This is a genomic window from Streptococcus pseudopneumoniae (genome assembly GCF_001072925.1).
GTDB lineage: Bacteria > Bacillota > Bacilli > Lactobacillales > Streptococcaceae > Streptococcus > Streptococcus pseudopneumoniae_Q.
Genome location: NZ_JVHE01000013.1, coordinates 1 through 24988, shown reverse-complemented (window position 1 = coordinate 24988; position 24988 = coordinate 1). Strand labels below are relative to the sequence as shown.

27 protein-coding genes, 1 tRNA gene and 1 pseudogene are annotated in these 24988 nt (G+C 36.3%); 1 reads left to right on the top strand and 28 read right to left on the bottom strand.

Annotated elements, in window-relative coordinates:
* The 20 genes from ADH81_RS00505 to ADH81_RS00410 all read right to left on the bottom strand — a co-directional run.
* A partial coding sequence (locus ADH81_RS00505; protein WP_049525730.1) for a BMC domain-containing protein occupies nucleotides 1-108 on the bottom strand: 108 nt, incomplete at its 3' end.
* A gap of 76 nt (nucleotides 109-184) precedes the next feature.
* A complete protein-coding gene (gene pduL, locus ADH81_RS00500) occupies nucleotides 185-940 on the bottom strand; it encodes a phosphate propanoyltransferase (protein ID WP_049525728.1) in 756 nt (251 codons plus the stop codon).
* 9 nt (nucleotides 941-949) lie between these two features.
* The gene (locus ADH81_RS00495) at nucleotides 950-2602 is read right to left on the bottom strand and encodes an acetaldehyde dehydrogenase (acetylating) (protein ID WP_049525726.1); all 1653 of its coding nucleotides are present in this window, start codon (nucleotides 2600-2602) and stop codon (nucleotides 950-952) included.
* 14 nt (nucleotides 2603-2616) lie between these two features.
* Nucleotides 2617-3222 (bottom strand): BMC domain-containing protein, encoded by a 606-nt coding sequence (locus ADH81_RS11510; protein WP_049525724.1) that lies wholly within the window; start codon nucleotides 3220-3222, stop codon nucleotides 2617-2619.
* Between the two features lie 9 nt (nucleotides 3223-3231).
* Nucleotides 3232-3864, bottom strand: coding sequence for a cupin domain-containing protein (locus tag ADH81_RS00485; RefSeq protein ID WP_049525722.1), 633 nt, complete (start codon nucleotides 3862-3864; stop codon nucleotides 3232-3234).
* A gap of 15 nt (nucleotides 3865-3879) precedes the next feature.
* Nucleotides 3880-4176, bottom strand: coding sequence for a EutN/CcmL family microcompartment protein (locus ADH81_RS00480; protein ID WP_049525720.1), 297 nt, complete (start codon nucleotides 4174-4176; stop codon nucleotides 3880-3882).
* 17 nt (nucleotides 4177-4193) lie between these two features.
* Nucleotides 4194-5036: an ethanolamine utilization protein EutJ gene (gene eutJ, locus ADH81_RS00475; protein WP_049525718.1), complete on the bottom strand. Its 843-nt coding sequence runs from the start codon at nucleotides 5034-5036 to the stop codon at nucleotides 4194-4196.
* Nucleotides 5023-5646: a hypothetical protein gene (locus ADH81_RS00470; RefSeq protein WP_049525716.1), complete on the bottom strand. Its 624-nt coding sequence runs from the start codon at nucleotides 5644-5646 to the stop codon at nucleotides 5023-5025. Before ADH81_RS00470 ends, eutJ begins: the two co-directional genes overlap by 14 nt.
* Before the next feature lie 67 nt (nucleotides 5647-5713).
* The gene (locus tag ADH81_RS00465) at nucleotides 5714-6856 is read right to left on the bottom strand and encodes a 1-propanol dehydrogenase PduQ (protein WP_049525714.1); all 1143 of its coding nucleotides are present in this window, start codon (nucleotides 6854-6856) and stop codon (nucleotides 5714-5716) included.
* On the bottom strand, nucleotides 6853-7299 hold the full coding sequence (locus ADH81_RS00460; protein WP_065427766.1) for a EutP/PduV family microcompartment system protein: 447 nt from the start codon (nucleotides 7297-7299) through the stop codon (nucleotides 6853-6855). The genes ADH81_RS00465 and ADH81_RS00460 overlap by 4 nt, the downstream gene beginning before the upstream one ends.
* The gene (locus ADH81_RS00455; protein WP_080979253.1) at nucleotides 7296-7646 is read right to left on the bottom strand and encodes a BMC domain-containing protein; all 351 of its coding nucleotides are present in this window, start codon (nucleotides 7644-7646) and stop codon (nucleotides 7296-7298) included. The genes ADH81_RS00460 and ADH81_RS00455 overlap by 4 nt, the downstream gene beginning before the upstream one ends.
* A 22-nt stretch (nucleotides 7647-7668) precedes the next feature.
* Complete coding sequence (gene cutD / locus ADH81_RS00450; RefSeq protein ID WP_049525713.1) at nucleotides 7669-8655, bottom strand: choline TMA-lyase-activating enzyme; 987 nt, start codon at nucleotides 8653-8655, stop codon at nucleotides 7669-7671.
* 71 nt (nucleotides 8656-8726) lie between these two features.
* Nucleotides 8727-11273: a choline trimethylamine-lyase gene (gene cutC, locus ADH81_RS00445; protein ID WP_049525711.1), complete on the bottom strand. Its 2547-nt coding sequence runs from the start codon at nucleotides 11271-11273 to the stop codon at nucleotides 8727-8729.
* 45 nt (nucleotides 11274-11318) lie between these two features.
* Nucleotides 11319-12671: an aldehyde dehydrogenase family protein gene (locus ADH81_RS00440; RefSeq protein ID WP_049525709.1), complete on the bottom strand. Its 1353-nt coding sequence runs from the start codon at nucleotides 12669-12671 to the stop codon at nucleotides 11319-11321.
* Nucleotides 12672-12686: 15 nt separating this feature from the next.
* Nucleotides 12687-13004: a BMC domain-containing protein gene (locus ADH81_RS00435; RefSeq protein ID WP_049525707.1), complete on the bottom strand. Its 318-nt coding sequence runs from the start codon at nucleotides 13002-13004 to the stop codon at nucleotides 12687-12689.
* 14 nt (nucleotides 13005-13018) lie between these two features.
* The gene (locus tag ADH81_RS00430; protein ID WP_049525706.1) at nucleotides 13019-13315 is read right to left on the bottom strand and encodes a BMC domain-containing protein; all 297 of its coding nucleotides are present in this window, start codon (nucleotides 13313-13315) and stop codon (nucleotides 13019-13021) included.
* 20 nt (nucleotides 13316-13335) lie between these two features.
* Complete coding sequence (locus ADH81_RS00425; protein ID WP_049525704.1) at nucleotides 13336-13608, bottom strand: hypothetical protein; 273 nt, start codon at nucleotides 13606-13608, stop codon at nucleotides 13336-13338.
* Nucleotide 13609: 1 nt separating this feature from the next.
* Nucleotides 13610-14638, bottom strand: a complete 1029-nt coding sequence (locus ADH81_RS00420; RefSeq protein ID WP_049525702.1) for a DMT family transporter — start codon at nucleotides 14636-14638, stop codon at nucleotides 13610-13612.
* A 30-nt stretch (nucleotides 14639-14668) separates the two neighbouring features.
* Nucleotides 14669-14947, bottom strand: a complete 279-nt coding sequence (eutM, locus tag ADH81_RS00415; protein ID WP_049525700.1) for an ethanolamine utilization microcompartment protein EutM — start codon at nucleotides 14945-14947, stop codon at nucleotides 14669-14671.
* A gap of 631 nt (nucleotides 14948-15578) precedes the next feature.
* Entirely contained in the window at nucleotides 15579-16442 is an 864-nt protein-coding gene (locus ADH81_RS00410) for a MerR family transcriptional regulator (protein WP_049525699.1), read from the bottom strand.
* Nucleotides 16443-17060: 618 nt separating this feature from the next.
* Between ADH81_RS00410 and ADH81_RS00405 the strand changes: the two are divergent.
* Nucleotides 17061-17477: pseudogene (locus tag ADH81_RS00405) on the top strand (TetR-like C-terminal domain-containing protein); the annotation flags it as partial.
* Between the two features lie 270 nt (nucleotides 17478-17747).
* Here the strand turns inward: ADH81_RS00405 and ADH81_RS00395 are convergent.
* From ADH81_RS00395 to ADH81_RS00360, 8 genes are all read right to left on the bottom strand, one after another.
* Nucleotides 17748-19268, bottom strand: coding sequence for an ABC transporter permease/substrate-binding protein (locus tag ADH81_RS00395; protein ID WP_049525698.1), 1521 nt, complete (start codon nucleotides 19266-19268; stop codon nucleotides 17748-17750).
* Nucleotides 19261-19989: an ABC transporter ATP-binding protein gene (locus ADH81_RS00390; RefSeq protein WP_049525697.1), complete on the bottom strand. Its 729-nt coding sequence runs from the start codon at nucleotides 19987-19989 to the stop codon at nucleotides 19261-19263. Before ADH81_RS00390 ends, ADH81_RS00395 begins: the two co-directional genes overlap by 8 nt.
* Nucleotides 19990-20949 carry a zinc-binding dehydrogenase gene (locus tag ADH81_RS00385; RefSeq protein WP_049525696.1) on the bottom strand — a complete coding sequence of 320 codons (960 nt, stop codon included), beginning with the start codon at nucleotides 20947-20949 and terminating at the stop codon, nucleotides 19990-19992. It abuts the gene before it with no gap.
* A 13-nt stretch (nucleotides 20950-20962) separates the two neighbouring features.
* Nucleotides 20963-21727, bottom strand: coding sequence for a nuclear transport factor 2 family protein (locus tag ADH81_RS00380; protein ID WP_049525694.1), 765 nt, complete (start codon nucleotides 21725-21727; stop codon nucleotides 20963-20965).
* 3 nt (nucleotides 21728-21730) lie between these two features.
* Nucleotides 21731-22180, bottom strand: coding sequence for a MarR family winged helix-turn-helix transcriptional regulator (locus tag ADH81_RS00375; protein WP_080979252.1), 450 nt, complete (start codon nucleotides 22178-22180; stop codon nucleotides 21731-21733).
* A gap of 133 nt (nucleotides 22181-22313) precedes the next feature.
* Nucleotides 22314-23018 (bottom strand): hypothetical protein, encoded by a 705-nt coding sequence (locus ADH81_RS00370; protein WP_049525692.1) that lies wholly within the window; start codon nucleotides 23016-23018, stop codon nucleotides 22314-22316.
* A 147-nt stretch (nucleotides 23019-23165) separates the two neighbouring features.
* On the bottom strand, nucleotides 23166-24299 hold the full coding sequence (locus tag ADH81_RS00365) for a DUF4767 domain-containing protein (protein WP_049525691.1): 1134 nt from the start codon (nucleotides 24297-24299) through the stop codon (nucleotides 23166-23168).
* Between the two features lie 534 nt (nucleotides 24300-24833).
* Nucleotides 24834-24921, bottom strand: a tRNA-Ser gene (locus tag ADH81_RS00360).
* Nucleotides 24922-24988: the final 67 nt, after the last annotated feature.

Here is a 24988-nt window from a genome sequence, read left to right as displayed (position 1 = left end):
TTCTTTACCAATTAATGTTACGTTGGCTGCTTTCACCATTGCATCTGCTGCTTCGATTGATCCTACCAATCCTTTGGTTTCGATCATTCCTAATGCTTCTGAAGTCATTTTACTCCTCCTTCTTTATTAAAAAATTATGTAACAAACTTAATACCTGTACTATAATCTGCTTGTCGGCTTCAAGTTATTTAATCATTTTTATTTGATTATTACCACAAATGCCTAAAGCATTTGCCTCTTCTGTATCCAAATGACATTCCAGAGTGAAGGAATCATCTACTCGAATACTAACGTTATTGATAACTCCACCTCGTTCTCCAGGAACCTCCAACGAAACTACTTGATTATTTCGAACACCAAATCGAATCGCATCAAAATGATTCATATGTATATGTCTTTTCGCAACAATACAGCCAGATTCAAGTTGTACAGATCCTGCAGGACCAATCAAGGTACAACCTGGGGTACCAGCAAGGTCACCTGATAAACGAATAGGTGCTTTCAGTCCAAGTTTGAAACAATCTGCTGTCGTTAATTCAACCTGTGTTTGTTTTCTAACCGGCCCTAATACACGCACTCTTTCTACAACACCTTTAGGTCCTGCTAAGATAATACATTCTTTATAGGCAAACTGTCCTTTTTGAGACAATGGTTTTAATTCAGAAAATGAATAATTTTTACCAAATAGTATATCTGCATCTGCTTGAGACAAATGAACATGGTGATTTGAGACTCCTATAGGAATGTTAAACTTAGGGTCACTTTTTTTGTTCACATTTTCTACTTGTTTTTTACATGGTTCACTAACTGCTTCGACTTGTTTATTGGGTTTCTCATTTATACTCTCTGATTGTTTAGGAACGCTTACACCAGAAAGTGACTTTTCTCCCCCCAAATGCTCCACAGCCAGATAAAACAAGCTTTCTAAGTCTTCACTCATTAGCTCCTCCTATTTTGTCTTTAATGTTGATAAAATCTCCCTCACAATGGCTTCATTTGTTTCATCATCTGATGCAACTGTAACATTAGAAGATATTTCATGGGCAGTCGACGGATTATTTTTTTCAAAATTTTCTTGAATTTGTTGAGGAGTTTGATTCAGAAAATCTACAGTTGTAGCAGTTTCTTTCTTCACTTTTAGTGATGCTGAGCTCAACCCATCCACTTTCTCGTTCGGACGATTACATATCGCTACTTTTGGTAAAGTATGGAAATAATCATCCTCAGCAACTATTTTCGTAACATCCTTAATTCCATAAGCAACTGTCTTCACATTTATCAAATGTTCTGGAGTAAGGTTATCTGATACCGAACTTCCTCCATCCGTTCCACATCCCAATGTAAAGGCAATTGGCAAGCCTGTGGAAATACCTGTTCCGCCTTGGCTTCCCCCTGTATTGATTAGAATTCGGGAAGCAGGTTTACTTGAGAATTTAAAGATAATATCTGGATCACTGGTGTGCAAGCTCATTGTATGCCCTATACCATTTTGCAACAAACGAATGCTTAAAGCACAAGCTTCTTCCCAATTTGTCACCACATAAAATCCTAATACAGTTGTCAATTTCTCAAAGGAAAGTGGATTACCTTCACCAACACCTGACTGAGGGCCAATTAATAGTTTGGTATCGGTTGGTACATGGATACCTGCTGCTTCTGCAATAGTTGTCGCAGTTTGACCAACAAATTTTGCATTCATCACAGGATGACCATTTGAAACACCTCGGAAAAGTAATGAACAAACTTTGTCTGTTTCTTCCTTAGTCATCACATAGCATCCTTGTGCAATTAATTCAGAAATAACAGCATCTTTATTAACTTCTTCACAAATCAAAGCTTGCTCAGAAGCACAAATGGTTCCATTATCAAATGTCTTAGATGCAATGATTGTAGAAATTGCTTTCTTCACATCTGCTGTTCGTTCAATATATACAGGAGAATTTCCCGCTCCTACCCCAATAGCAGGTTTTCCACTACTGTAGGCTGATCGAACCATTCCTGGTCCTCCCGTTGCAATAATCAGGGCAATATCTTTCGAATTCATCAATTCATGTGTCGCTTCCATTGTTGGGTTCTTCACACAACCGATGATATGTTCAGGTGCACCTGCTTCTACAGCAGCCTTCAATATTAATTCAGCCGCAGCGTAACTACATCGTTTAGCAGATGGGTGTGGAGCAAAGACGATTGCATTCCGAGATTTGATTGCAATCAGTGATTTAAAAATGATCGTTGAAGTTGGATTGGTCGATGGAGTAATCCCAAGAAGCAATCCCATTGGTTCAGCCACTTTAAATATTTTTTTTGATTCATCAAAACTTAACACACCGGATGTCTTATATTCCTTCATCTCATTATAGAGTAATGTTGAAGCGGCATAATTTTTGTATGCTTTATCATTAAGTTTTCCAAATCCTGTTTCTTCAACTGCCAAATCAGCTAAATAATATGCATTGGCCTCTATTGTCTTCACGATATTTTTTAAAATTGAATCAATTTGTTCGTCAGAATAAAATGCTATCTTGTCAGCAGCAGCTTTTCCACTTCTGACTAAGTCACGCGCTTCCTGTATCGAACAAAGATCTACATCGATAGTCGTCATACATTTTCTCCTTTCTAACTATTTTTTTCAAAATCATCTACTAATATAGCTATCAACTGCTTTTTAGTCAAAGTCATGACATCAGGCTCTTTATCAAGAGTAATATTTTGATGAGTTACTTTATCACGTAACTCAGAAACTCTTAGTTTTTGTAAACTTCTTTTATACTCCTGAGATGTCATTGATGATTTTTCTTCACTAGGACGGACCAATTCCGTATTTTCCTCAACTTCTAATGGAATGTTCGTTTCATTGCAAATTTCTTCAACCACTTCCTCTACTGATTCCCCATCTTGGATTACGGTATCTTCGATTTGTATTTCTTCAACAGGAACCATGTGTTCTTCCTCTATAGGATAGAAAGATTCCAATTGAAGATCAGGTCGCGGAATAACATGTGAGCCATAAAGCACTTGTAGACCTAATCGATTTACAGCAGTAGTAGCTGCTTCAACCGCCGTCTTTACAGCACCAACATCTCCTGTGATACTGACTAAGATTAATCCCCCTTTTACAATTTCCTTTTTTAAAAGAGTGACATTTGCTGTTTTCAGCATTACGTCTGCAGCTTCTATAGCTCCAATTAAACCATATGTTTCAATCATTCCCAATGCTTTCATGGCTTACTCCTACATTAAATCAGGCCAATTGGATGGAAATGTTGTATAGAAAATTTTTGCTTTATCAGGTGAGCCCCAAACAACGCTAGACCCAGAAGGAACATAAATAACATCTCCTTCTCTAGCTACATAGGTTTGCCCATCAATTTGTACTGAGACAGTACCAGATATCACATAATCAATTTCTTCATACGGTAAATCCCAAGCAAATGATGAGTGATCAATTGTTAGAAAACCAGCACTCATCTTTGATTCTTCCTTATGAACCAACTCTTGGTATTCTACTTTTGCTTTAGGATTTCCTGTATCAAAGTTATCTAAACGAACCGTAGATCCTTTTACAACTTTCATGCCATCGGGGTGTTTTACACAACGATAAGGTAATGGAACAGTTTCTTCATCTGTCTCATTTCCCGCTAACATTTTTTTTAACAAACAAAGAATTTCGTCACTTGTAATTCCATGTTCATTTGTTTCTTTAGACGATTCACAACGACCTGAGCATTCACTTATTTCAATACCTCGTTTTTTTGCCTCGTCTATTGCAGCAGGTGTGACAATTGTCCTTGGTTCAATGTAACAAATTGACTTTCCTGCTTCTGAACATTCAATAATGTCCTTAGCCGTAATTAATTTCGACATTTGTTCTATCCTCCTTTAAGAGAATCGCTGAATTTCTCCGTTTTGTCTCTTCACTTCATCGTAGTTTTCATCAATGATACCAACAATAGCTGCATCCACTGGCATTTCATCATTTTCCATCATCCGTCTCGCTGCAGAACCCGTCGCTACTATAACACGGTCCCCAATTCCAGCGCCGATCATATCCACAACGACTAGTAGTTCACCAGATCTTCGACCACCTTTTACTTCTGCTAATAAGAATTTTACTCCATTAAGTGCTTCCGATTTCCTAGTAGCCCAAATTGTATCTACCAATTCTGCAACTAACATACGACTCTCCTTCTATATTAATAAATAACCTCATCAGTACAATTCATTGCAATACCAATCGGAGTAACAAACATTGGATTTTGTGGCTTAATTGTTTTAATCTGAGTTTCTTTTTCGATAATTTGCTCAATCCCAGTTAAGCAACTTGTACCACCGACCAAAAATATGGTCTCAATATCAAATTCCTCTATGTTTCTACTTATAATAGATGCAATTTTTTCGACAACAGGTTTTAAGGTAGTTAATAATTCTTTATGATTTGTAGGATTTTGTTTATACTGATCTGCTTCCTCGTAAGGCATATGATAAGCACCTGAAACAACTAACGTAAAGTGAGTCCCACCAGTTGGCTCATCTACACACTTAACAACTTGACCATTTTTTATGATTGAAATTCCTGTCGTGCCTCCACCAATATCAACGATGGCACCATCTTTCATTCCAACAATGGTATTAGCTGCAGTTGGTTCATCCAAAATGGCTGTTAATTCAAAACCTGCACTCTGAATAACATTTTTAATGACACCGCCATCCAACAAATCTGTTCCAGGAGGGATCGCAGCAGACGCAAAGACTAATTCTGTGTCTAATTTGCTCTCTAAATCCTCCTTTAGTTCCCTAACAATCTGAACAGCACCAATGTAATCAACTACCATACCGTCACGAACAACTGACGCAGAACGATGAGCACCAGCAACTATTCTCTTATTTTCATCTGTAACAACCAATACAATATAGGCCGTTCCCAAATCCACTCCAGTGAAATAGGGACCTTTCCCATCCGTGATTGGTTTCTTCTCCACTAATTCGAAATCCGCTACATAATGATCACAAGATTTCAATAAGTCATTGTGGCCCATCAACTTCTTTCTCCTCCTTACTAAGGTAATAAGAAATTAAATTTCCTAATCGTGATAAAGTAGTAACAAATCGCAAATCATCTGAATTTCTATTTTTTTCAGTATAAGCTAATAAACTAAAGTAAATAGGATATAGTTTCAGTAGAATTTCACCTTTTTGAGTATTGATAAACAATCCTACATTAGATAATTGCTCTACTATGACTGTCTGATTAACATCTTCTTCAGTTTTAAAAAATGTAGAAGATGTAATACTAGCTGTTCCATATGGAGTAGACAGGTAACGTTCTAACAATTTTAACTCTTCTGCTATCGCCTTATCTAGTCCATACAACATTTGCGCTGCTGATAGCATATCACAACGAACACTAAGTAATTCAAAATCATTTGTTTCAAATGATGCTGCTGAGGCTTGAGGTTGGCCTCTACCACTATAATGGTTTATTTGACTCCTGGTTTTCCCATTATTATCCTCTATAATTTTTATTTTTCTATCTGATAAGAATGTCCTTGCTCCTGGAGTCAATTTTTCATCGCTACGAACTGTGAAAACTTCGAAGGGAATATCACGATATGCTATTCTTAAATCATTTTCAGTTAAATACTTCATAACAGTTTCTTCCAATCGAATTTCAATTTTGATACATATCCTAATGAAAGCAAAATTGCTCTCTCATTTATATACTTCTTGCTAACGAATAATAAATCGATTCTAAATCGCTTTTTGTAACTTTGCGTGGGTTTGCCGGCGTACATGCATCTGCCAAGGCCCGTTCAGCCATCTCTGGAATATGCTTAATGAAGTCTGACTTATCAATTCCTAAATCATCGAGAGTCCCTTTTATTCCAAACTGAGCAGATAGTTGCTTGATCCCTGAGATTAATTTTTCCACTCCTTCTTTTTCATTTTGAAAATCGAACTGTAACATAGATGCGATTTTTGCATATCTAGAACCTGTTGGAGTTACAGTTGGATGGGATAAAGAAGAATTAAAAGCTATAACATACGGTAATAATACTGTATTGATTCTTCCGTGAGGACTATGGAAGAAAGCTCCTATTGCATGAGATAAACTATGACAGATTCCTAACCCTGCATTATTGAACGAGATTCCTGCTAAGGAAGATGCATTATGCATCTTTTCACGAGCAACTTTATTATTACCGTCTTTATATGCAAGTGGTAGATTTTCCCAAGCTAATACGATTGCTTTCTCTGCACAAGCATCTGAAAAGTCACTAGCTCCATCAGCTACATAAGCTTCCAAGCAATGAGTCAAGACATCCATACCCGAATCTGCTGTAACAGCTGGAGGTACGGTCATTGTAAACACTGTATCTAAAATAGCAATGTCTGGAACCAAAGAATCATCTACCAGAGCGTATTTTTCCTCTGTCAACAAATCAGAAATCACTGCAAAAGAAGTAATTTCGCTTCCAGATCCACTTGTTGTTGGAATTGCTATTAAAGTTGGTTTTGAAACTTTCTCCAAACTTGTGTATGTTAGGATAATAGCTTTAGAGGAATCTAAGGCAGAACCACCTCCCAAAGCAATAATGGTATCTGGTTTAAATGCTCGAATTTCAGAAATACTTTTTGAAATACTCTCGACAGTGGGATTTGGAACAACTCCTGAAAAAATCTTGGTTTCAACAGCCCCTTGATCTAGATGATCTAACACATGATGAATCATTCCACTCTTTGCCATATAAGGATCACAGACAATATAAGCTTTTTTAATAGATAGATTAGAGAGCTCACTGATTGCGTCCTCACCAAAAATAAATCGTGGCCCCACATTGAACTCTTGTATTTTCATGAACTACCTTCTTTATCTAATCTTATTTTTTGTAAAAAACGATTACACTCTACTGAATTTTTCAAATTCAATTCAACTATTTCATTCACCCCAGCATTGATTAACTCCATTTTACAGTCAGAAACTCTTTTTTTCGATTGAGTATCATCATACAATATCACTCCGATACTTGGAACTCGAAAGGCTTTAGCAAAGTTCGGTGAGTAAATTCCTCTTTTACTGTTACAAGAGGCTAACATCAAGACATAATTAGCGTTTTGTTGCATCGCTATCAGATGCTTTTTCATCCACGGACTCCGTAGATAAGTACTGGGGAACAAAATCGTCTTATCATAATACATGATGGAGGGTCTAATGCGTAAGTTCTTATTGTTTTCTAAAAGATATAGGAGATTTTTATTTTCTTCATCAGATGGACCCATTAATAGTAATCTTTTTCTCATGATTTTGTTAATGGAACAGTTGAAAAACCCAAGGAGTTCTTAAAATACTCCAAAATGTCATCCAATGATGTTTCGACACTTTGGACATCACCATTAAACATCACGGAACCTGTAAATCGATCAACAAAACAAATATCAACATTTGCAGCTTTTCCAGCTATATCTGCTGCTATAATAGCAGTTTCATTTGGAGTCAGTGAGACAATTCCTATTGCTCCAGTATGCTCCACTCCTAAGCTTTCATATACCGCTTCAATTGGAGCTGCAATAACATGGGCTAGAGTGATTTGTTTTCCTGGTACAGATTCTTGGATAATCCGTTCTATTTTCCCAAGTTCTTCAATCAATTCTACTCCTCCCCTAATTCAGTTAATGTTTCACTACAGTTACTGGGAAATCTGCTGCTAGAATGTACTTTTCTATTCTATCCAAATCATATTGGCTGAGAGAAGGATCTCCTTCAATTTCATAGTCCATACCTAATTGATAATATTTATTTACCCCCAATTTGTGATAAGGTAATAAATCAATCCCTTTAAAATTAGGAAAATTTTTATAAGGAGCTAAGAAATCAATGATTGCTTGAATTTCTTCTTCACTATCATTAATGTCTTTTAGCATCGGCATCCTGACTTTTACATTATAACCACCCTCAATGACTGATTTGAAGTTACTTAAGATTCGCTCATTGCTTACTCCAGTCAATTCATTATGACGTTTTGAATCCATATGTTTCAAATCGAATAGAAACAAATCTGTATACTCTGCAACTTTTAAAATAACTTTATTAGGAACGTATCCTGCAGTCTCAACCGCAGTATTTAGTCCATCTTGTTTACATGCTTGTAATAAGGCTAACGCTCCCTCTCCTTGAGCTAAACACTCTCCTCCAGATAAGGTGACACCTCCTCCAGACATCTCATAAAAAGCATCATCCTCGTGGATAATTTCCATTAATTCAGAAATTGTTTTTGATTCTCCAGCGATTGTTAACGCCCCTTCTGGACAACCTTTAATATCATCGACAGTCGGTTTTTTCTTATCAAATTTTTTGATATCTATTGGATGTTCCTTATCTTCGTAATCATAAGGAATGTTATCTTTTGTTTTATATTTAAAGCAGATATCTCCCAGTGGACAAGATGTTGCGCAAGCATTGTAGGGTTTACACAAAGTTTCTTTGTACATCATATTGGGTCCAAATGTTAAACCTTCTGGATTTGCACACCATTTACAACGCATGTGGCAACCTTTAAAGAATACAATTGTCCTGATACCTGGACCATCATATAAATTATATTTCTGTACATTAAAAACATTAATGCGTGTTTCATGTTTTTTGTTAACTGCTTCCACAATCTTCTCCTAACAATTGTTGTAGCGGTTTCTCAAATTTCAAAACCACTACAACAATATCTATTTTCAGACTATAATTGTGTCAAAACTGTACGAGAGATAATTTCATCTTGAACATCTTTACACAATTCAACGAAGAATGCACTATAACCTGCTACACGAACAATCAAATCACGATAGTTTTCAGGATGTTTTTGTGCATCAATCAAAACTGCATTGTCTAGGTAGTTAAACTGCATTTCACCATTTCCCAGAATACTTGCTGTACGAAGCAAGGTAATCAAGCTTTCCTCACCTTGAGGTGTATCTAGTAGACCAGCCATAATCTTGAAGTTATGAACAAGTCCAATGTTCATATTTTCATTTGCCATCTTAGATACAGATTTAATAATCGCTGTAGGACCTTTTGTATCCATTCCATGGTCTGGTGAAATACCATCAGATAAAGGTTTCCAAGCTCGGCGTCCAGAAGCAGAAGCACCTGTAATTTGTCCTAATGGTGTGTTATTTGAAATGGACAAAGTTCCATGACTAAGAATAGAGTATAAAGTCTTATATTTACGGTGCTCGCGTTCTGTAAATTCGATGATATCTGAAGTAAAGTAGTCTACATAGTCATCGTCATTACCGTATTTAGGAGCAGCTAGACAGTCTGCTCTCACTTGGTCATATCCTTCAAAGTCAGCAACCAAAGCTTTATTTAATTCATCCAGTGTATATTTCTTATCTTCAAACACAAGTTTCTTAATAGCAGCCATAGAATCCGCATAGTTTGCTAATCCAGACCAAACAACACCAGGTCCGAAGTTATACATTGCACCTCCAGCTTTCACATCTCGACCATGTTCTAGTGTTCCTTCATACATGATAGACATAAGAGGAACTGGAGCTAACTCACGTTGAACACGTTGTGAAATTACAGTCATGACGGAAGTCCATTTGGTAACATACTTAATAGTTTCCTTCACTGCATGTTCAAACTCTTCAAATGTCTTATATTGATCAAGAGGACCCATGTCAGGTGTTACAGGTTTTCCATACCAAAGTGGAATACCATGGTTAAGCGTTGTTTCGATCAAGATTGGCCATTGGGTATATGCTGTAGAAGTCCATTGATACAAACGACCAGATTTTTGTGGTTCTACACATCCCATTAAACAATAATCACGCGCATCTTCCATTGATACACCTTTGGCAAGCATCATTTTAATATGCGTATCATCAAAGTGACAAGCTGGGAAACCAACTCCTGCACGAACAACATCTACAATCTTCTTCAAATATTTGCGAGGAGATTTATTGTTAATCCGTGTTGCTAGTGTTGGTTGGTAAACTTTCACATGGCGAACTGCATCCATCAATAGATACGTTAAATCATTAGTAGCGTCGCGTCCTTCTCGAGTCACACCGCCCACACACATGTTTACAAATGGTTGGTAACCAGCAAAGAATTGAGATGAGCCTTCTGAGGTAAGCCACATCATTTCAGACATCTTAATGAACATACTACCTGCTAATTCAAAAGCTTGATAGTCATTCATACGACCTGATTCTTTATCCTTTTTATAGAATGGATACATATATTGGTCTACACGTCCAATTGAAAGTCCTGTTTGGTTTTCTTCACATAGCAACAAGTGTTGGATAGTTACAACGTATTGCATTGCTTCCCAGAAAGTTTCTGGTTTATGAGCTGGAACGTTTGCATTTACACGAGAAATCATTTCCAATTCTGCTTTACGTTTTGGATTTGTTTCCTTCGCTGCCAACTGAGCTGCATATTCTGACATACGTTGTGCATAGATCATTACACCTTCAGCAGTTAGAATACGAGCTTTGTAGAAATAAATCTTTTCAAGATCATCAGGATTTGCATAGTCTAATTCTCTCAAGCAAGCTTCTGCTTCTGCTTTGATATCCAACATCCCTTTCTTCATACCAACAACGTCATAACCAGGGTTAGAGTCACCCCCACCTGATTGCGCATGGTAAGAACAGTCTGAAACAAAAGATTCTCCAGAAAGTTCCCAGGCACCTGCTTCACGGTATTGGGATTCGCAAGCTTCATCGACTGATTTGCCTTCCCAATATGGGAAGATTTCTTCACGTAAAATTCGCTTGTTTTCTTCCGATAGGAAATATGGGTCTTGAGGACGAGTAGATACTGTATCAATCTCATCACGGAGCCAACGCCATGAAATATCTGGAGAGAATGCTCCCCAACGAGCACCTCCATTTGGTGCACCTACTAACAATTCATGGTCTTGAATGACAAGCGGAGCTATTTTACAAAATTCTTTAAAGGCGGTTCCTCTTAGGATCGCTTTCGGCATTCCTTCATTTGCTTTTGAGATTTTTGTCAGATTAACTGCACGAATCAAAGAAATCGTTGGTGTCGCATTCAAATATTGATTTTTCAATGCTTGTAAACGAGGAGTAATTCCATCAGGAACGTCTACACCTTCTGATTCTACATATCGAGAACCAGTGGTAACAAAATCTGGTTTTGTTATATCTTCTGAAACGCTTTGAAAGATTTTAACTAGAGAAGCACGATCTTCAGCGCTTAATTTCTTAGTCGCTTCTTCTAACTTAGCGGTAAATTCGTTCATATCCATTTTGAATTTTCCTTTCTCTTATAAAATATTCAGGCAGAATTATCACTATTCAACTTTAAATCCAACCTGACGTCTGTATGTCCAATGTTTTGGAGTAACATTTTCGGAAGTGTATCCCCTACCAGTAGTAATCCCTCCAAGAATTAAGGAGGTAGCTAAATTAGACATGACCCCTGTTGCTACACAAACAGTAGGAGAATTTACGACCATACGTCCAACTTCTTTAACAAGGGCAAATTCTTTGATAACTTCCCAATTTTTAGAGTGAATGGTCAATGTATGTCCCATTTTCATCTCTGCCAACAAACTCATACATTTCTTACAGGCCATCTGCCAATCAGGTTCAAGATATACGATAATAATGGGACAAAGTAATTTTTGATTGAAAAAATCTTCGTGATTAATATAGTCTTGCAAGGAGACAAGTACCCTTGTTGAGTCAGGTACTTCAAAACCTGCCATTTTAGCTAACCATGTAGCCGAACGACCTGCAAAATGACACAAAATATTGTTTTTTGAACGATTCAAGAACTCAATTAATTGTTCACATTCTGTCTCATTTAAGATATAAGCCCCTTTACAAGTCAGCTTATCTCGTATCTCTTGTTCAATGACATTTTCTGTAACCAAGAATTGTTCCGATCCTGGTAAAATTCCATTATCAAAACTTCTCGAATGAATAATATCTTCAATGGCTTTATCTATATCTGCTGTTCGTTCAACAAATACTGGTCCTGAACCTTCTCCTCCATAAATTAAAGGAGTGCTTGTTTTAAATTGTTTATTTATATATTCAGGACATCCAATATTCACAATCAAGGATACTTTTTCACTATTGTATAACTCCAAAATACTTGAATCACTAATGGTTTCTGTGATTCCGATGCCTCCTTCGGGATAACCAACTTGTTCTACCAAGGTTACTAAACGTTTAAACACTTCAATCGTCACTTTCTTGGTATACTTATTAGTAACAACTACCATTGTATTCCCTGACTTCATAGCTAACAAAATTATATTAACCAGAAGAGTAAATGTGGGAAAAGCAGGCAGTAAAACTGATATAACCCCTAAAGGTGCTCCTATTTCTATAGTTTTTTCACTAATATCTCCTTCAAGAATACCAATATAATTTTCTTGTTGGATCGTTTGTTTAAATTTATCTAGAAAATGGTGGAATAGAAAGATTTCGTCAAATTCCAGACCGTATTGATTTTCTGATACAAAATCTTTAATCAATCCGTCTGCTTCCTTTTCTATTTCTTCTATAAATTTTTCACCATAAACATTTAATTCATTTTGTTCAAGATTTTGTAATTGGAGAAAAGATATTTGAGCATTTTGAATGAGATTCCTCATTTCCTGAATAGAATCTAAATCGTTATCTATATATCTCATCAAAGTAGATCTTTCTTATTCTATCGTTTCTTCCGGTAACAAAACTGACAAAGAATAACGATCAATAATCTTTCTCAAATCTTCATGTGGACCAGGGATTACAACATGACTGTAAACCTCTGTTCCCATATTTTCAACAGCCTTCACACCTGCATCAACAGCAGTTTTACAGGCTGCAGTTTCACCTTGAACAATAACAGAAATATAACCCGATGCAGTATTTTCATAACCAATCACTTCTACATCAGAAGCCTTTACCATGGCATCTGCTGCTTCAAGTATATATACAAGACCAAATGTTTCAATGGCTCCGATAGCTTGATATCTTTCCATGATATTCTCCTTAATCAATTATCAATATCATGCACTGAAACAATATCCCCTACAGAAGGGATTGGTCGTGGCATAACATTATGAGACGTTAATTTTCCAATAGCTGCTGCTGCTTGTGCACCAGCTTCAACAGATGCTTCAACCGCTGCTACATCTCCTACAACCATAATTGTAACCAACGTTGAACCGACATTTTCGTAAGAAACTAACTTCACATTACTTGCTTTCAACATCTTGTCACAAGCTTCTAAAGCCGGAACTAGACCGACAGTTTCTACGAGCCCCAAGGCTTGTCCTCCATGATATCTCATTAGACTTACTCCTTTTTATCTTACCTTACAATATATTTCTGAACAGCTTGTTTACCGTCTTCATTAATTTGGTAACGAATACTTAGTTGTCCATCTGTATTCAAATCATATCCAGTCTGAACTAAATATCCATTGCATTCTAATGACATTAAATGTTCTAAAAAAATTGGAACTGTAAAATGTTTTTCTTCACCATAAATACTTTTAAGCGCTTCCATAACTTGGTAAACATCTGCTTCATCTACTGTATTCATATAATTTAATACAGCTGTTCTAGCTGGTAGAATTGCCATGTTAAACCTCCTTCTTTCGGAAGAAATCGAGTGGATTTGTTGTTACAACGATTGCACCAACGATAATAACGATAGAACCAACTATAATTGTTGTTGTAATTGGTTGTCCCAAAAACAGAATACTGAGTAATACGCCCCAGAATGCATAAGTAATATTCAAGGACATACCAATCGCTGTTCCAATCATCGCATTTGAACGATACCACTCCATGTAAGAAAAACCAACCAAAGTTCCTGAAATAACCAACATTAGCACTAGGAAAGGAGATGCTACTGTTGAAACGAATAAGCCACTTGCACCAATCAGTGGAACAATGAGGACCATTTGAATAAGCCCTGAAACAAGTTGTCTCAATGTTACCGTTACCTCTGAGTCAAGCATTGCCCCCCCAAAGGCTGAGATAGTCCCTTCAAGCCCCCAACAAATAGCTGCAACAATCGCTAAAATAATTCCTAGTGTAAAGTTTGGAGCACTGTCAGGTTTAACTAAGTTGATAATAACAGCTCCTACTACACATAACAACATTCCCATAATTACACGGAAACTTAATTTTTGTTTTAGAAAAATAGCAGAGAATAGGGCTCCAAACGCTGCTGTAGTAGCAGAAATTGGGATTGCAAAAGCTCCTGCAAGGTACAATCCTACTAGATATGCCCCATTTGCAACAGGACCTCCTAAAACATAGCCCAGTAACATGATTTTTCCTGGTTTAGTTGCTAATGTTCGTCCCAATTCTTTAAATTTTCCATTTCTAATAACATTTAGTAGTAAAACACATCCACCTAATAAATCATTCAGAGCTCCCATTACAAATGGCGCTGCTAAAATTCCTACGGCTGATTTAATTGGATCAAAACCTTGCAAAATCATGATTACAAATGAGTACAATCCATAAAACAGACCTGAAATAATCCCACTTCTAATACCAGCAATATGAAAAGATTTTGTTGTTTCCATCATTTTTTGATGAGCAACTGTCTGATTACCAGCAGGAGAAGTATTGATAATACTTTGACTAGCTTGTTCCATATATTATTACCTCTCGTTGTCCTGTACAAATTATTTACCATGTGGCAAAATCGTCTCAACTTCTGTGTGAGGACGTGGAATGACATGTACCGAAATTAATTCACCAACTCTTTGAGCTGCTGCTGCACCCGCATCTGTTGCGGCCTTTACTGCACCCACATCTCCACGAACCAAGACAGTTACTAGACCACCTCCTACATGTTCCTTACCAATTAAGGTGACATTTGCCGCCTTAACCATTGCATCAGCCGCTTCAATTGAACCGACTAAACCTTTAGTTTCAATCATTCCCAATGCTTCGGAATTCATGTCACTACCTCCTTTTAAATTTATTTTCTTTATACAAATTTGTATGAATGACATTAAAGTATGTTTACTTTATCACATATTGATTAATTTTATTGTAAACCCTTACACAAGGTCAAAGTCAAGCCTTTTTATGAAAAACTTTTTTATTATTACCTTATTATTTTGATAAACTCTAAAACACGCTCAAGCTTGTTATAATACAGTTTCTTATATTTTTGCTCTATTGTATAAAATTAAATTTTTAGAATATTTTAATATTTAACCTTTTTTTTATTGTTTTTATATTTTAGCTATTACAAAAACATTCCACTAGGGTTAAACTTTTTATTTAAAAATAGTTATAAAATTAAAATGACCGAATTTTCTGTATTTTTTGGTAAAGATAAAAAATCTTGAACAAAGATAATCCAATAGCAAAATCATTCTGACATAGTAATAAATGACATAAATTCTTTCTTTAACAGAAGAGTATAGTATTTTCTATTTCCTCATCTTTAAGTTTTTTTAGATTATCTAATCTGAAAAGAATAGAAAAATAAAAAAAGGTTGAAAAAACCTTTTTAGTTCAATTTCAAATAAAGAGGGGAGATCATTTTTTAATGATCTTCCCCCAGTGCTAAACTCATGATTTCTACTTTATTTCATCTTTTTTTATGACAGGAATAATTACTTCTGTTACAAACTCTTCTTCTCGTTGTGTAACCCAATAATCAATGACATGTCTCTCATAAGTTTCTTCTTGTAGTGAAATTCCATTTTCTTCTGCATAAGAAACAATTTGTTGATACGTATCACTAATCGTTTCAAGAGGGCCAATATGATAAGCACTTAAAGCTAAGAAACCACCAAAAGTATAAGAGCAGTATTCCTCAGGAAAACAATGTTGCATAATTGTAGCAAAATTAATAGTTCCTTTCATCTTTTCTGAATAGGAATCGTATTTTAATATTACTGGTCCAGTAACTTCTAACTGATTCTCCTCTAGGTATTTAATCCATTCTAAATTAATAATTGATTCTTTAAAATTATAAGAAAAACTTTGCTTTATTTGGCAGAAATGTTTTTCTTCTGGATGATATTTAAGACTGATACTCGATTTCTTTTTCGAAGGATACGATAAAGCTTGGTTTTTCAAGCAAAGTTCTCCTTCAATAATCAACTGCATCCAATCATCAACAGAGGCCATTGAAACAAGTAGCTTTTCTTTCTCAGCTTTGATTTCATCTTTTCGTTGTTCTAAAAAATAATAATGATTGAAACAACTATCTTCTGAAATCAGTTCTTTAATTCTTTTCAGATCCAAACCAATTTGTCTGTAGTATTTAATGACGGGAATCAATAAGAGAGTCTCTCTGTCATAATAACGATAACCATTGTCATCTGATACTTTTTTAGGCATAATCAATCCCAAACTCTCATAGTATCTTAATGTTTTCGTAGATACTCCGCTTACACTTGCTGCTTGCCCGATAGAAAATAATTTGTCTGCTACCATCTATCCATACCTATCTTCATCATACTTTTATATTCCCATTGACCACTTAAAATTTTGCTTTTAAACGATCAAATAATTATTTTTTTATCCGCTATTTTGCTTTCATTCTACTATGAATAATTTAAATAGTCAAATATAAAACAAAAATATTATTGTTTAAAATTATTTTTTTTAGCATAATTTACTTTTTAAAATGTATTTTAATACTGAATAAAATAGTAATTTTATACCACTTTATAAAAATATAATAAGCCTACTTAACATTATTTTAAACTTTATGATTTCTTTAAATCTCTTCAAATAGGGCAATAAGCATTTAAATTTATCAAATATTTTTACTATAATAAATTAAGAGGTGATTAGTTTAACTCGACAGTGGATACTGATAAAACTGAATATTTAATTATACATATAAATTTTTTTAATCTCACTTATTCTAGAAGAATTACTGCTTGCACCCTATAAGTAGTCCAATATATTTTATGTCCATTCACTTCTTTCAATCAAGGATTAAAAAATATTAGATATCCTCATAGTTAGAGCACTTTATTCCACATTTTATTAGATAATCAATTATCCATATATTCATTTATCTAGCATTCAAATTTTCCATATAGTCGTTCCACCTTCTACAGTCACTATGAGAGCAAGGAATTACTCCTTGACGAGCTCTGTCGTTATCTCTTTCATCATCTTTTTGAACGTGAGGAAAATATAACTACAAAGACTTACTTGACACATATCTTTTCACATTTCAAGAAAAATCAAGACCATATCACCAGCCTCCTTTTCTCAAAAAATGACTACTTCCTCCGTCAATTACAGAAAGAATTGGAACACCATGTCTATCCAATGGTTGCCAAAGACTTACAAGTTTCCTATCCTAATATTCCTACTTCCTACCTCAAACACTTTGTTGTAACTAACTTTATCGAAACACTAACCTGGTGGCTCAAAAAAGGGAAATCTTATAAGGAAGATCAAGTAGTGAGATTTTACTTAGACGTCATGGAAATGACAACCAAACAAAAATAAATCATCATTATTCTATCTAGTAAGGAAATCTTATGAACTTCGTTATTATTCTTGCTATTTTTTTAGCCTTCTTAGTCCTTGCTTTTCCTCTCCTTCATTTATTGGCTAGCCTTTCAGAATTAAGAAAAGGCAGCTTTAAAAAGTCACACCATATCATCAGAATTACATTTGCTATCTTATTGACACTTATATTACTTTTAATTTAATACAAAACCCCATCTTGTCTTAAAAGAAAGATGGGGTTTATATTAGTAAAAAGTCTTTTTACTTTTATTTTTGAAGAATTCCTTCTTGAAGGAGAAAGTCTCGTGCTACTTCTTCAGCAGACTTGCCTTCTACTCCGACTTGATAGTTCATCTGACTCATCTGGCTCTCAGTGATTTTACCAGCTAACTTATTAAGAACAGCTTCCAACTCCGGATGTTTTTCGAGTAATTTAGCTTTCATGAGTGGAGCGCCTTGATAAGGAGGGAAGAGATGTTGATCATCTTCTAAAATCATCAAGTCATACCGAGCAATTTCAGCATCCGTTGAGTAAGCATCTGTAATTTGAATGTCACCTGACTGGATGGCTTGGTAGCGAAGAGCCGGTTCCATTGTTGCCACATTGAGATTTAGTCCATAAACAGACTGCAAGCCCTTGTTTCCATCCTCACGGTCATTAAACTCCAGAGTGAATCCCGCCTTGAGCTGTCCTTCTACTTTTTTCAAGTCTGAAATCGTCTTAAGCCCATATTCTTGCGCAATTTTTTTAGGAACTGCTATAGCATAAGTATTTTGATAAGCCATGGGTTTAAGAAAGGCTAGTTGATCCTGTTTGGCAATGCCGTCACGAGCCACCTCGTAAACCTTTTCTGGGTCATGCCCAATTTGTGGAGATGGTTGGAGGAGACTCTCTGTCACTGTTCCAGAAAATTCTGGATAGATATCGATATCACCCTTTTTCAGCGCTTGATAAAGGAAATCTGTCTTCCCAAAGTTAGGCTTGACCGTCACCGTCATATCCGTATTTTCCTCAATGAGAAGCTTGTACATATTCATGAGAATCTCAGGTTCAGGTCCCAACTTCCCAGCTATAACCAGATTTTCTTTCTCTTTATTTCGAATCATGCTTGGAGCATAACTTGCTCCTAAACCAAGCACCATAACAGCAAAGGCTGCAACAATTGTACGCAACTTTGCCTTTTCCAACCATTTGAGAACAACATTAAAGAGAATGGCCAAAATGGCTGATGAGATTGCACCGATTAAAATCAGACTAGCATTCCGACGATCAATTCCCAAAAGGATAAAGGAGCCTAATCCACCAGCTCCAACAAGAGCGGCTAAAGTCGCTGTCCCAATGATCATAACGGTTGCTGTACGAACCCCCGATACAATGACAGGCATGGCAAGTGGAATTTCAAACTTCTTGAGTCGCTCCCACTTGGTCATTCCAAAAGCAATCCCTGCCTCCTCAAGACTAGGATCAATGCCGTTCAAGGCTGTAATCGTATTTTCTAAAATCGGGAAAATAGCGTAAATAACAAGGGCTGTGAGTGCTGGTAAGGTTCCAATCCCCATTAAAGGAATAAAGAGCCCCAATAAAGCCATTGAGGGAATGGTCTGGAAGATACCCGCAACTTGTAGCACCCAGTTCGCCGCTTTTTTGTGGCTATTTAGATAAACAGCAAGTGGAATGGTCAGAAAAATAGCAACCAATAAGGTCAAAAGCGATAATTGTAAGTGTTGCCCAAGAGCGGTTACCCATTCACTAAAACGCTCTTGAAATGTTGAAATCAAATTAGACATGAAGGCTACCTCCAAACAAGTTTGCTACAAAGTCTGTCGCAGGCGCTTGTAAAATTGTTTCAGGTTCTGCCACCTGGCGAATTTCTCCATCCTGCAAAACTGCAATTCGATCCCCTAATTTTAAGGCCTCATCCGTATCATGTGTTACGAAGATGGTAGTCATGCCGAATTCTTTATGTAATGCCTTAGTCAATTCTTGCAACTGCTTGCGAGAGATGGCATCCAAGGCTGAAAAAGGCTCGTCCATCAATAGAATCTTTGGTTCCCCAATGATGGCTCGCACAATGCCAATCCGCTGTTGCTCCCCACCAGATAACTCGCTTGGTAACCGATGAGCGTAGTCTGCCGCAGGCAGGCCAACCTTATCCAAGAGTTCTTCTGTTTTAGAAGTGATTTGCTCCTTGCTCCAGCCCTTCATCTCAGGAATGAGAGCTATATTTTCCGCAACGGTCAAGTTAGGAAATAGGGCAATGGCTTGAAGGACATAGCCGGTACTGAGACGTAATTCTCGTTCATCATAGTCTTTGATGCGTTTCCCATCCATATAGATATTGCCATCTGTCGGTTCCAAAAGACGGTTAATCATCTTGATCATGGTGGTCTTACCAGATCCTGAAGGGCCCACTAGCACCATAAATTCTCCATTTTCAATGCGGAGATTGACATCTTTTAAAATGTCCTTTTCCGTATAGCGCAAGGCTACATGTTTGTATTCAATCATTTAATCTACCTCATTTTTCACGATAACTTTGCCAAAAGAATGGCTTCCTTCCAGATAAGCATGCGCTTCCTGAATTTGGTCAATCTTATAAACTTTTTCAGGTCCTACATCTACATGATACTGCTCGACAAAATCTACCAAAGCCTGAAGCTTGTCTTGACACACATTGCCAGAAGCAAAGGTCGTCAAGTAGAGATTGCGAGAGAGCATTTCGATTGGATCAAAGTCTGGAACAGTCCACTGACCACCCAGTAACCCACAAGAACAGATAATCCCGCCTTCTGCTGTCCGCGCAAAAGTATCGAGAATAGCGCTTGGACCAACAAGATCCAAAACCTTATCGAACTGCTCTTTCGTGTGCAAGATACCATCCTTCTCCAAAATCACCTGATCAAATCCGACCGCTTTCAGTTTCTCTTCCTTAGCTAGGTTTCGGCTAGTTCCTGCCAAGTGAATATTAGGAAATTTCTCTTTCAGCAGTTTAGCAAAGGCAATTCCTACACCACTAGTAGCCCCGCGAACTAACACGCTATCTTTCTCCTCAATCTTGAGGTTAAGAAAAGAGCCAAATGCCGTGTAATAGGTTTCCGGAAGGGCGATCAAACTTTCCAAATCAAGTTCTGTCTTGATCGGATAAATTTGCTCATTTGGGAGAAGGGTATACTCTGCATAGCCTCCATCAAAGGCTCGGCCCATCTCCCCCATAATGGAAATGATTTGCTGGCCAATCTTCAAATCCGGTCGTGTCGTTTCTTCCACAAGACCGACACATTCAATCCCTAACACACGTGGAAATTTCACAGATGGAGACTCTCCCTTACGGGTAAAAATTTCACTATGGTTGATGCCAAATCCTTGGATTTTCACCAGGGTCCAACCTGCCTTCAGGACTGGTTTTGGTCGTTCGATAACTTCTAATACCTCTGGTCCACCTGGAGTGCTCACCACAACTGCTTTCATAAGATCCCCCTTTTTAAAACTTCCCTCTATTGGTCAAGTCTTCTACCTTAGGCATCACTTCCTTATTATCCCAATGTTCAACAATTTTTCCATTTTCTAAACGGAAGATATCGTATTGAGCATAGGCAACGCCATCAATCAATACCTGACCATAGCTAACTGCAAAATTCCCTTGTGTCAAGAGTTGGAAAACAAAATCATAGGACACATGGTGCTCAAGTACGTAGTCCTTATAAGCTTGGCTTCCTTGCCCAATCTCATGATTATGCTGGATCAGATCCTCTGCCACAAAGTCTTCCCATTGATCGAGCTCCTTGTTTTGGAAAATTTCTGTCAAGAAACGACGGACCAATTTTTTATTTTCCGCCGTCTTCTCCAAATCCTTGATTTCAAAATCTCCAAAGATCTGATCTAGTTGTCCATTTTCAGGTGTGCGATAGTAGTCAATAACGTCCCAATGCTCAACGATACGACCATTTTCATCTGCACGGAAAGTATCTGTCGTCACCCATTGGGCTTCTCCACCGTTAAGGTATTGGTGCACATGAACAAAGACCAGATTTCCATCTTCAATGGTACGAACAATCTTGATTTCACGTTCTGGATGGCGCTTAAAAAAATCTGCAAAGAAAGCAGCGAATCCTTCTTTCCCATCTGACACTCCTGTCGAGTGTTGGATATAGGTATCCCCTACAGAGCTCGCCTGCGCTTCTGCTACACACCCATCTTGAATAGCATGAATATATAGATTTTGTGCGTTTTGTGCTTGAAGGGACATGATTTATTCCTCGTTTTCTTTTTTCTTTAAATTAGTGATAATACGCGCTTGATAAGCTTCAAATTCTCGGATTTCTTGATCAGAAAATCCTTGATAAAAAATCTCTCCCAGCTCTTTGCTGACACGGTCACCAATTTCTTTTTGAGCCCAACCTAATTCTGTCAAAGAAATATATTTTTTCCTTTTATCCTGTGTGCAAGGTTGAATCGTAACCAAGCCTTGTTCTTCCAATTTCTTAACCATGCTGGTCAATGTATTATTGGCTAGTCCCGTCGCAAGAGCGATATCGGTTGCAGTAGCACACCCCAACTCTTGCTTCCACAAAATCGTTAAAATTTTTCCCTGTTCACTTCTGTATTGAGCATCTGGTTCCTTGCTAAGCAACTTTTGAAAGATACGTCCATTTAATAATCGAATCTGTAGAGCTTGGTAGCCCCCAAACATCTTGTCCATTTTGACTCCTTTTTGTTCTATATCGAAATATTGAAGCTATTGTATCATCATATGTTACATCTGTCAACTATTTCGATATAGAAATAATAAATAACTTCCTACCAAAAAGTAGAAAGTCATCATTTTTATAAAATTAAACATGAATCACATCTGAAGCATTCCTCTTAAAAAAACTACTATGCACCAGATAAGGACCACACTTAGAATTTTGACTATAAACCAACCATAAGGGAATGATAAAAATTTTTATAAAGTAGAGTAAGCAAAAAAGTAAAAAAGAACTAAAACTAAGAGTCTTTAAGTCAAGAAAGTAAAGATAAAATAAAAGTAAAGCATTTAATAGAATATTAAAGCCCGTAGCAAAACTAGCTGATAAGATATTCGTCTTAATCTGAGGATTAAAGAGTTTGACAGCAAATAAAGCCAATAAAGAAATATTATAGACACAAATTGGCTTGTAATCATGACGATAAAAAACTAAACATTTATTGTTATAAAAATTAATCCCACTACTAAAATTACTCGACTTGTTAATCCAAACATGCGAAACTCCACTAATATCACTCCAAGGTACAAATAAATCTAATCTTCTAAGATAAATCCCATTAGGAGATATAGAAAATTTCCAAGGGCAAAGAAAGTTAATTCCAATACCAACTAAAATTAATAAAAGAAGGAAATACCCTAACTGTCTTTGATGAAAGCTAAAGTCGTAATTAAATATAGTAAATTCTTGAATTTCTCGCCCAGCAATTTGATAGACAACAAAAAGATATAAAAAAACTATAAATAGAACAAATCTATAATAAATACTATGAAACTTCACAATTTTTGGCATATATTCTCCTTACTGATAAAGTCATCATCAAATGACACTTTTCTATCTAACTTAACACAAGTATACCATTAAACACTCAAAAAGCATAAACATGGAAGAAAGAGATTTTTTAAAAAGAGCTTGGCCAAGACCAAACTCTTCATTTTTCTACTCTTCCTCAACTAAGCGTTTAAACTCTGCTTGGATCTCTGTATTCTCTGTCGGTTTTAAGTACATGACACCACCATTTGTTGTTGGAGAATGAAAAACAATCGCTTCCCCTGTATCAGTTATCGCAAAAAAGTAGCTATGCACGTCCGGGTATTTATCCCAGTTACTATAACGTTCCACAATTCGATACTTAGCGTTACCTAAACCTGTATCAGTGTATTCCGCATTCATTTTCTCGCTTGGTCCATCTCCAAAGCTATAGAGATTATCCGCACCAACATCACCACCAGAAATTCCTTTTTTGTAATTAGGTTGACCTAGTCTTTCGCCCCATCCTTTAATGAAGGATTCTAATTTTGCAGATTTGCTTGCATTCCAAGGAGCTTTTTGTTTCTCCTCAGAGATAGAAGAGCTAGTAGGAGTTTCAAATTTCTGCCAATCAAAACTTCTTAGGTCAATTTGATCAGATTCAGTTTTTCCAAAATTAGATCCAATATAATTAGATTCTATTTGAAATTCTTTTTCCTGAAGTTTACTAGCCCCCTTTTGCTTTTCATTTAACTTATAAAGAGTTCCATAACCTTTACCAGTTCCTGACGACCAACTTAATTCAAGAATCTCCCCACCTTGATAAATAATTGCCGCATTCCTAGCTCCACCATGACCTGCAGCAAATCCTTCTGCTAAAAGCACAGGTTTATCTTCTTGTAAAGAGTACACTCCAGTTAAAAAGTATTTTCCACTTAAATTTAGATCCGCTATAAGTAACTCCTCTACGCCATCATCATTTAAATCAACAAAAGAGTAACGCATATCATCTGAACGATTTATAGCATTTTCAATAGACCAACTATTGATAGGACGTTCAGTAGCTTTTAAACTTTGATAAAGATTTGAAATTGCAGTTGAATCATTAGAAGTAGAAAATATTTTTTGGTAATCATCAAAAACTGACTTGTACAAATCTTTATAATCTTTCTTAGACTCCCCGGACTTTATCTCGTTACTAGTAGTTGAAGTAGATAAACTAGTATCTTTACTAGAAAACTCAGAATTTTGATTACTACAACCAACTGTAAAGAAACTAAATATAAGAATAAAAAGACTTCCTGCTATACTTTTATTACCCATATAAATCTCCTCTTAAAATGAATGGTGACCATAGCTTTGCTTATATTATATCAAATATTTGAGAGTTTCGGTAAGATAAAAAAACTTATATATACAAATACTAAGTAAATAAAATCTATAATTCTTATATTCGATACACCTTCAATAAATACTATGTAGCTAAATTTATTTTAGAAAAATCTCATAGAACCCATAACAAAAGAGATTAAACTGTTATTTAAAACTAACCTATAATACAGTTAAATGATTATACAAGCTTACAGGAAATTAAAGAAAAGACCATTAGCCCATTGAAACAATAAAATATAAATGAAAGATAGGAGCTAAGAAAAAGTCACGAAATCATTAAACAATACTTTTATACTCCATGACTTTAATAAAATTAAACCAAGACTCTTCCTAAACTTGAAAACAAAAAGAGCGAACTATTTTGTTTCGCTCCAGATAGTAACAATTCCTCACTCAACCACAGTTGTCAAAGAGGGCAAATTTGATAATTAAAGGCACAAAAAAAGAGCTAAGAAGCTCAAATTACGGAGAATAAGGGATTCGAACCCTTGCGCCAGTTACCCGACCTAACGATTTAGCAAACCGTCCTCTTCAGCCTCTTGAGTAATTCTCCTATTAATGGGCACGAGTGGACTCGAACCACCGACCTCACGCTTATCAGGCGTGCGCTCTAACCACCT

What these genes read in the sequence shown, in the direction of transcription:
- ADH81_RS00380 (WP_049525694.1), bottom strand. Translation starts at nt 21,727, where the DNA reads ATGTCCCTTCAAGCACAAAACGCACAAAATCTATATATTCATGCTATT.
- ADH81_RS00430 (WP_049525706.1), bottom strand. Translation starts at nt 13,315, where the DNA reads ATGAGATATCATGGAGGACAAGCCTTGGGGCTCGTAGAAACTGTCGGT.
- pduL (WP_049525728.1), bottom strand. Translation starts at nt 940, where the DNA reads ATGAGTGAAGACTTAGAAAGCTTGTTTTATCTGGCTGTGGAGCATTTG.
- ADH81_RS00395 (WP_049525698.1), bottom strand. Translation starts at nt 19,268, where the DNA reads ATGTCTAATTTGATTTCAACATTTCAAGAGCGTTTTAGTGAATGGGTA.
- ADH81_RS00375 (WP_080979252.1), bottom strand. Translation starts at nt 22,180, where the DNA reads ATGGACAAGATGTTTGGGGGCTACCAAGCTCTACAGATTCGATTATTA.
- eutM (WP_049525700.1), bottom strand. Translation starts at nt 14,947, where the DNA reads ATGAATTCCGAAGCATTGGGAATGATTGAAACTAAAGGTTTAGTCGGT.
- ADH81_RS00435 (WP_049525707.1), bottom strand. Translation starts at nt 13,004, where the DNA reads ATGGAAAGATATCAAGCTATCGGAGCCATTGAAACATTTGGTCTTGTA.
- ADH81_RS00410 (WP_049525699.1), bottom strand. Translation starts at nt 16,442, where the DNA reads ATGGTAGCAGACAAATTATTTTCTATCGGGCAAGCAGCAAGTGTAAGC.
- ADH81_RS00420 (WP_049525702.1), bottom strand. Translation starts at nt 14,638, where the DNA reads ATGGAACAAGCTAGTCAAAGTATTATCAATACTTCTCCTGCTGGTAAT.
- ADH81_RS00495 (WP_049525726.1), bottom strand. Translation starts at nt 2,602, where the DNA reads ATGACGACTATCGATGTAGATCTTTGTTCGATACAGGAAGCGCGTGAC.
- ADH81_RS00480 (WP_049525720.1), bottom strand. Translation starts at nt 4,176, where the DNA reads ATGTTAGTTGCAGAATTGGTAGATACAATTTGGGCTACTAGGAAATCG.
- ADH81_RS00470 (WP_049525716.1), bottom strand. Translation starts at nt 5,646, where the DNA reads ATGAAGTATTTAACTGAAAATGATTTAAGAATAGCATATCGTGATATT.
- ADH81_RS11510 (WP_049525724.1), bottom strand. Translation starts at nt 3,222, where the DNA reads ATGAAAGCATTGGGAATGATTGAAACATATGGTTTAATTGGAGCTATA.
- ADH81_RS00425 (WP_049525704.1), bottom strand. Translation starts at nt 13,608, where the DNA reads ATGGCAATTCTACCAGCTAGAACAGCTGTATTAAATTATATGAATACA.
- ADH81_RS00440 (WP_049525709.1), bottom strand. Translation starts at nt 12,671, where the DNA reads ATGAGATATATAGATAACGATTTAGATTCTATTCAGGAAATGAGGAAT.
- ADH81_RS00460 (WP_065427766.1), bottom strand. Translation starts at nt 7,299, where the DNA reads ATGAGAAAAAGATTACTATTAATGGGTCCATCTGATGAAGAAAATAAA.
- ADH81_RS00465 (WP_049525714.1), bottom strand. Translation starts at nt 6,856, where the DNA reads ATGAAAATACAAGAGTTCAATGTGGGGCCACGATTTATTTTTGGTGAG.
- eutJ (WP_049525718.1), bottom strand. Translation starts at nt 5,036, where the DNA reads ATGGGCCACAATGACTTATTGAAATCTTGTGATCATTATGTAGCGGAT.
- ADH81_RS00485 (WP_049525722.1), bottom strand. Translation starts at nt 3,864, where the DNA reads ATGTCGAAATTAATTACGGCTAAGGACATTATTGAATGTTCAGAAGCA.
- cutC (WP_049525711.1), bottom strand. Translation starts at nt 11,273, where the DNA reads ATGGATATGAACGAATTTACCGCTAAGTTAGAAGAAGCGACTAAGAAA.
- ADH81_RS00370 (WP_049525692.1), bottom strand. Translation starts at nt 23,018, where the DNA reads ATGCCAAAAATTGTGAAGTTTCATAGTATTTATTATAGATTTGTTCTA.
- ADH81_RS00385 (WP_049525696.1), bottom strand. Translation starts at nt 20,949, where the DNA reads ATGAAAGCAGTTGTGGTGAGCACTCCAGGTGGACCAGAGGTATTAGAA.
- ADH81_RS00365 (WP_049525691.1), bottom strand. Translation starts at nt 24,299, where the DNA reads ATGGGTAATAAAAGTATAGCAGGAAGTCTTTTTATTCTTATATTTAGT.
- ADH81_RS00390 (WP_049525697.1), bottom strand. Translation starts at nt 19,989, where the DNA reads ATGATTGAATACAAACATGTAGCCTTGCGCTATACGGAAAAGGACATT.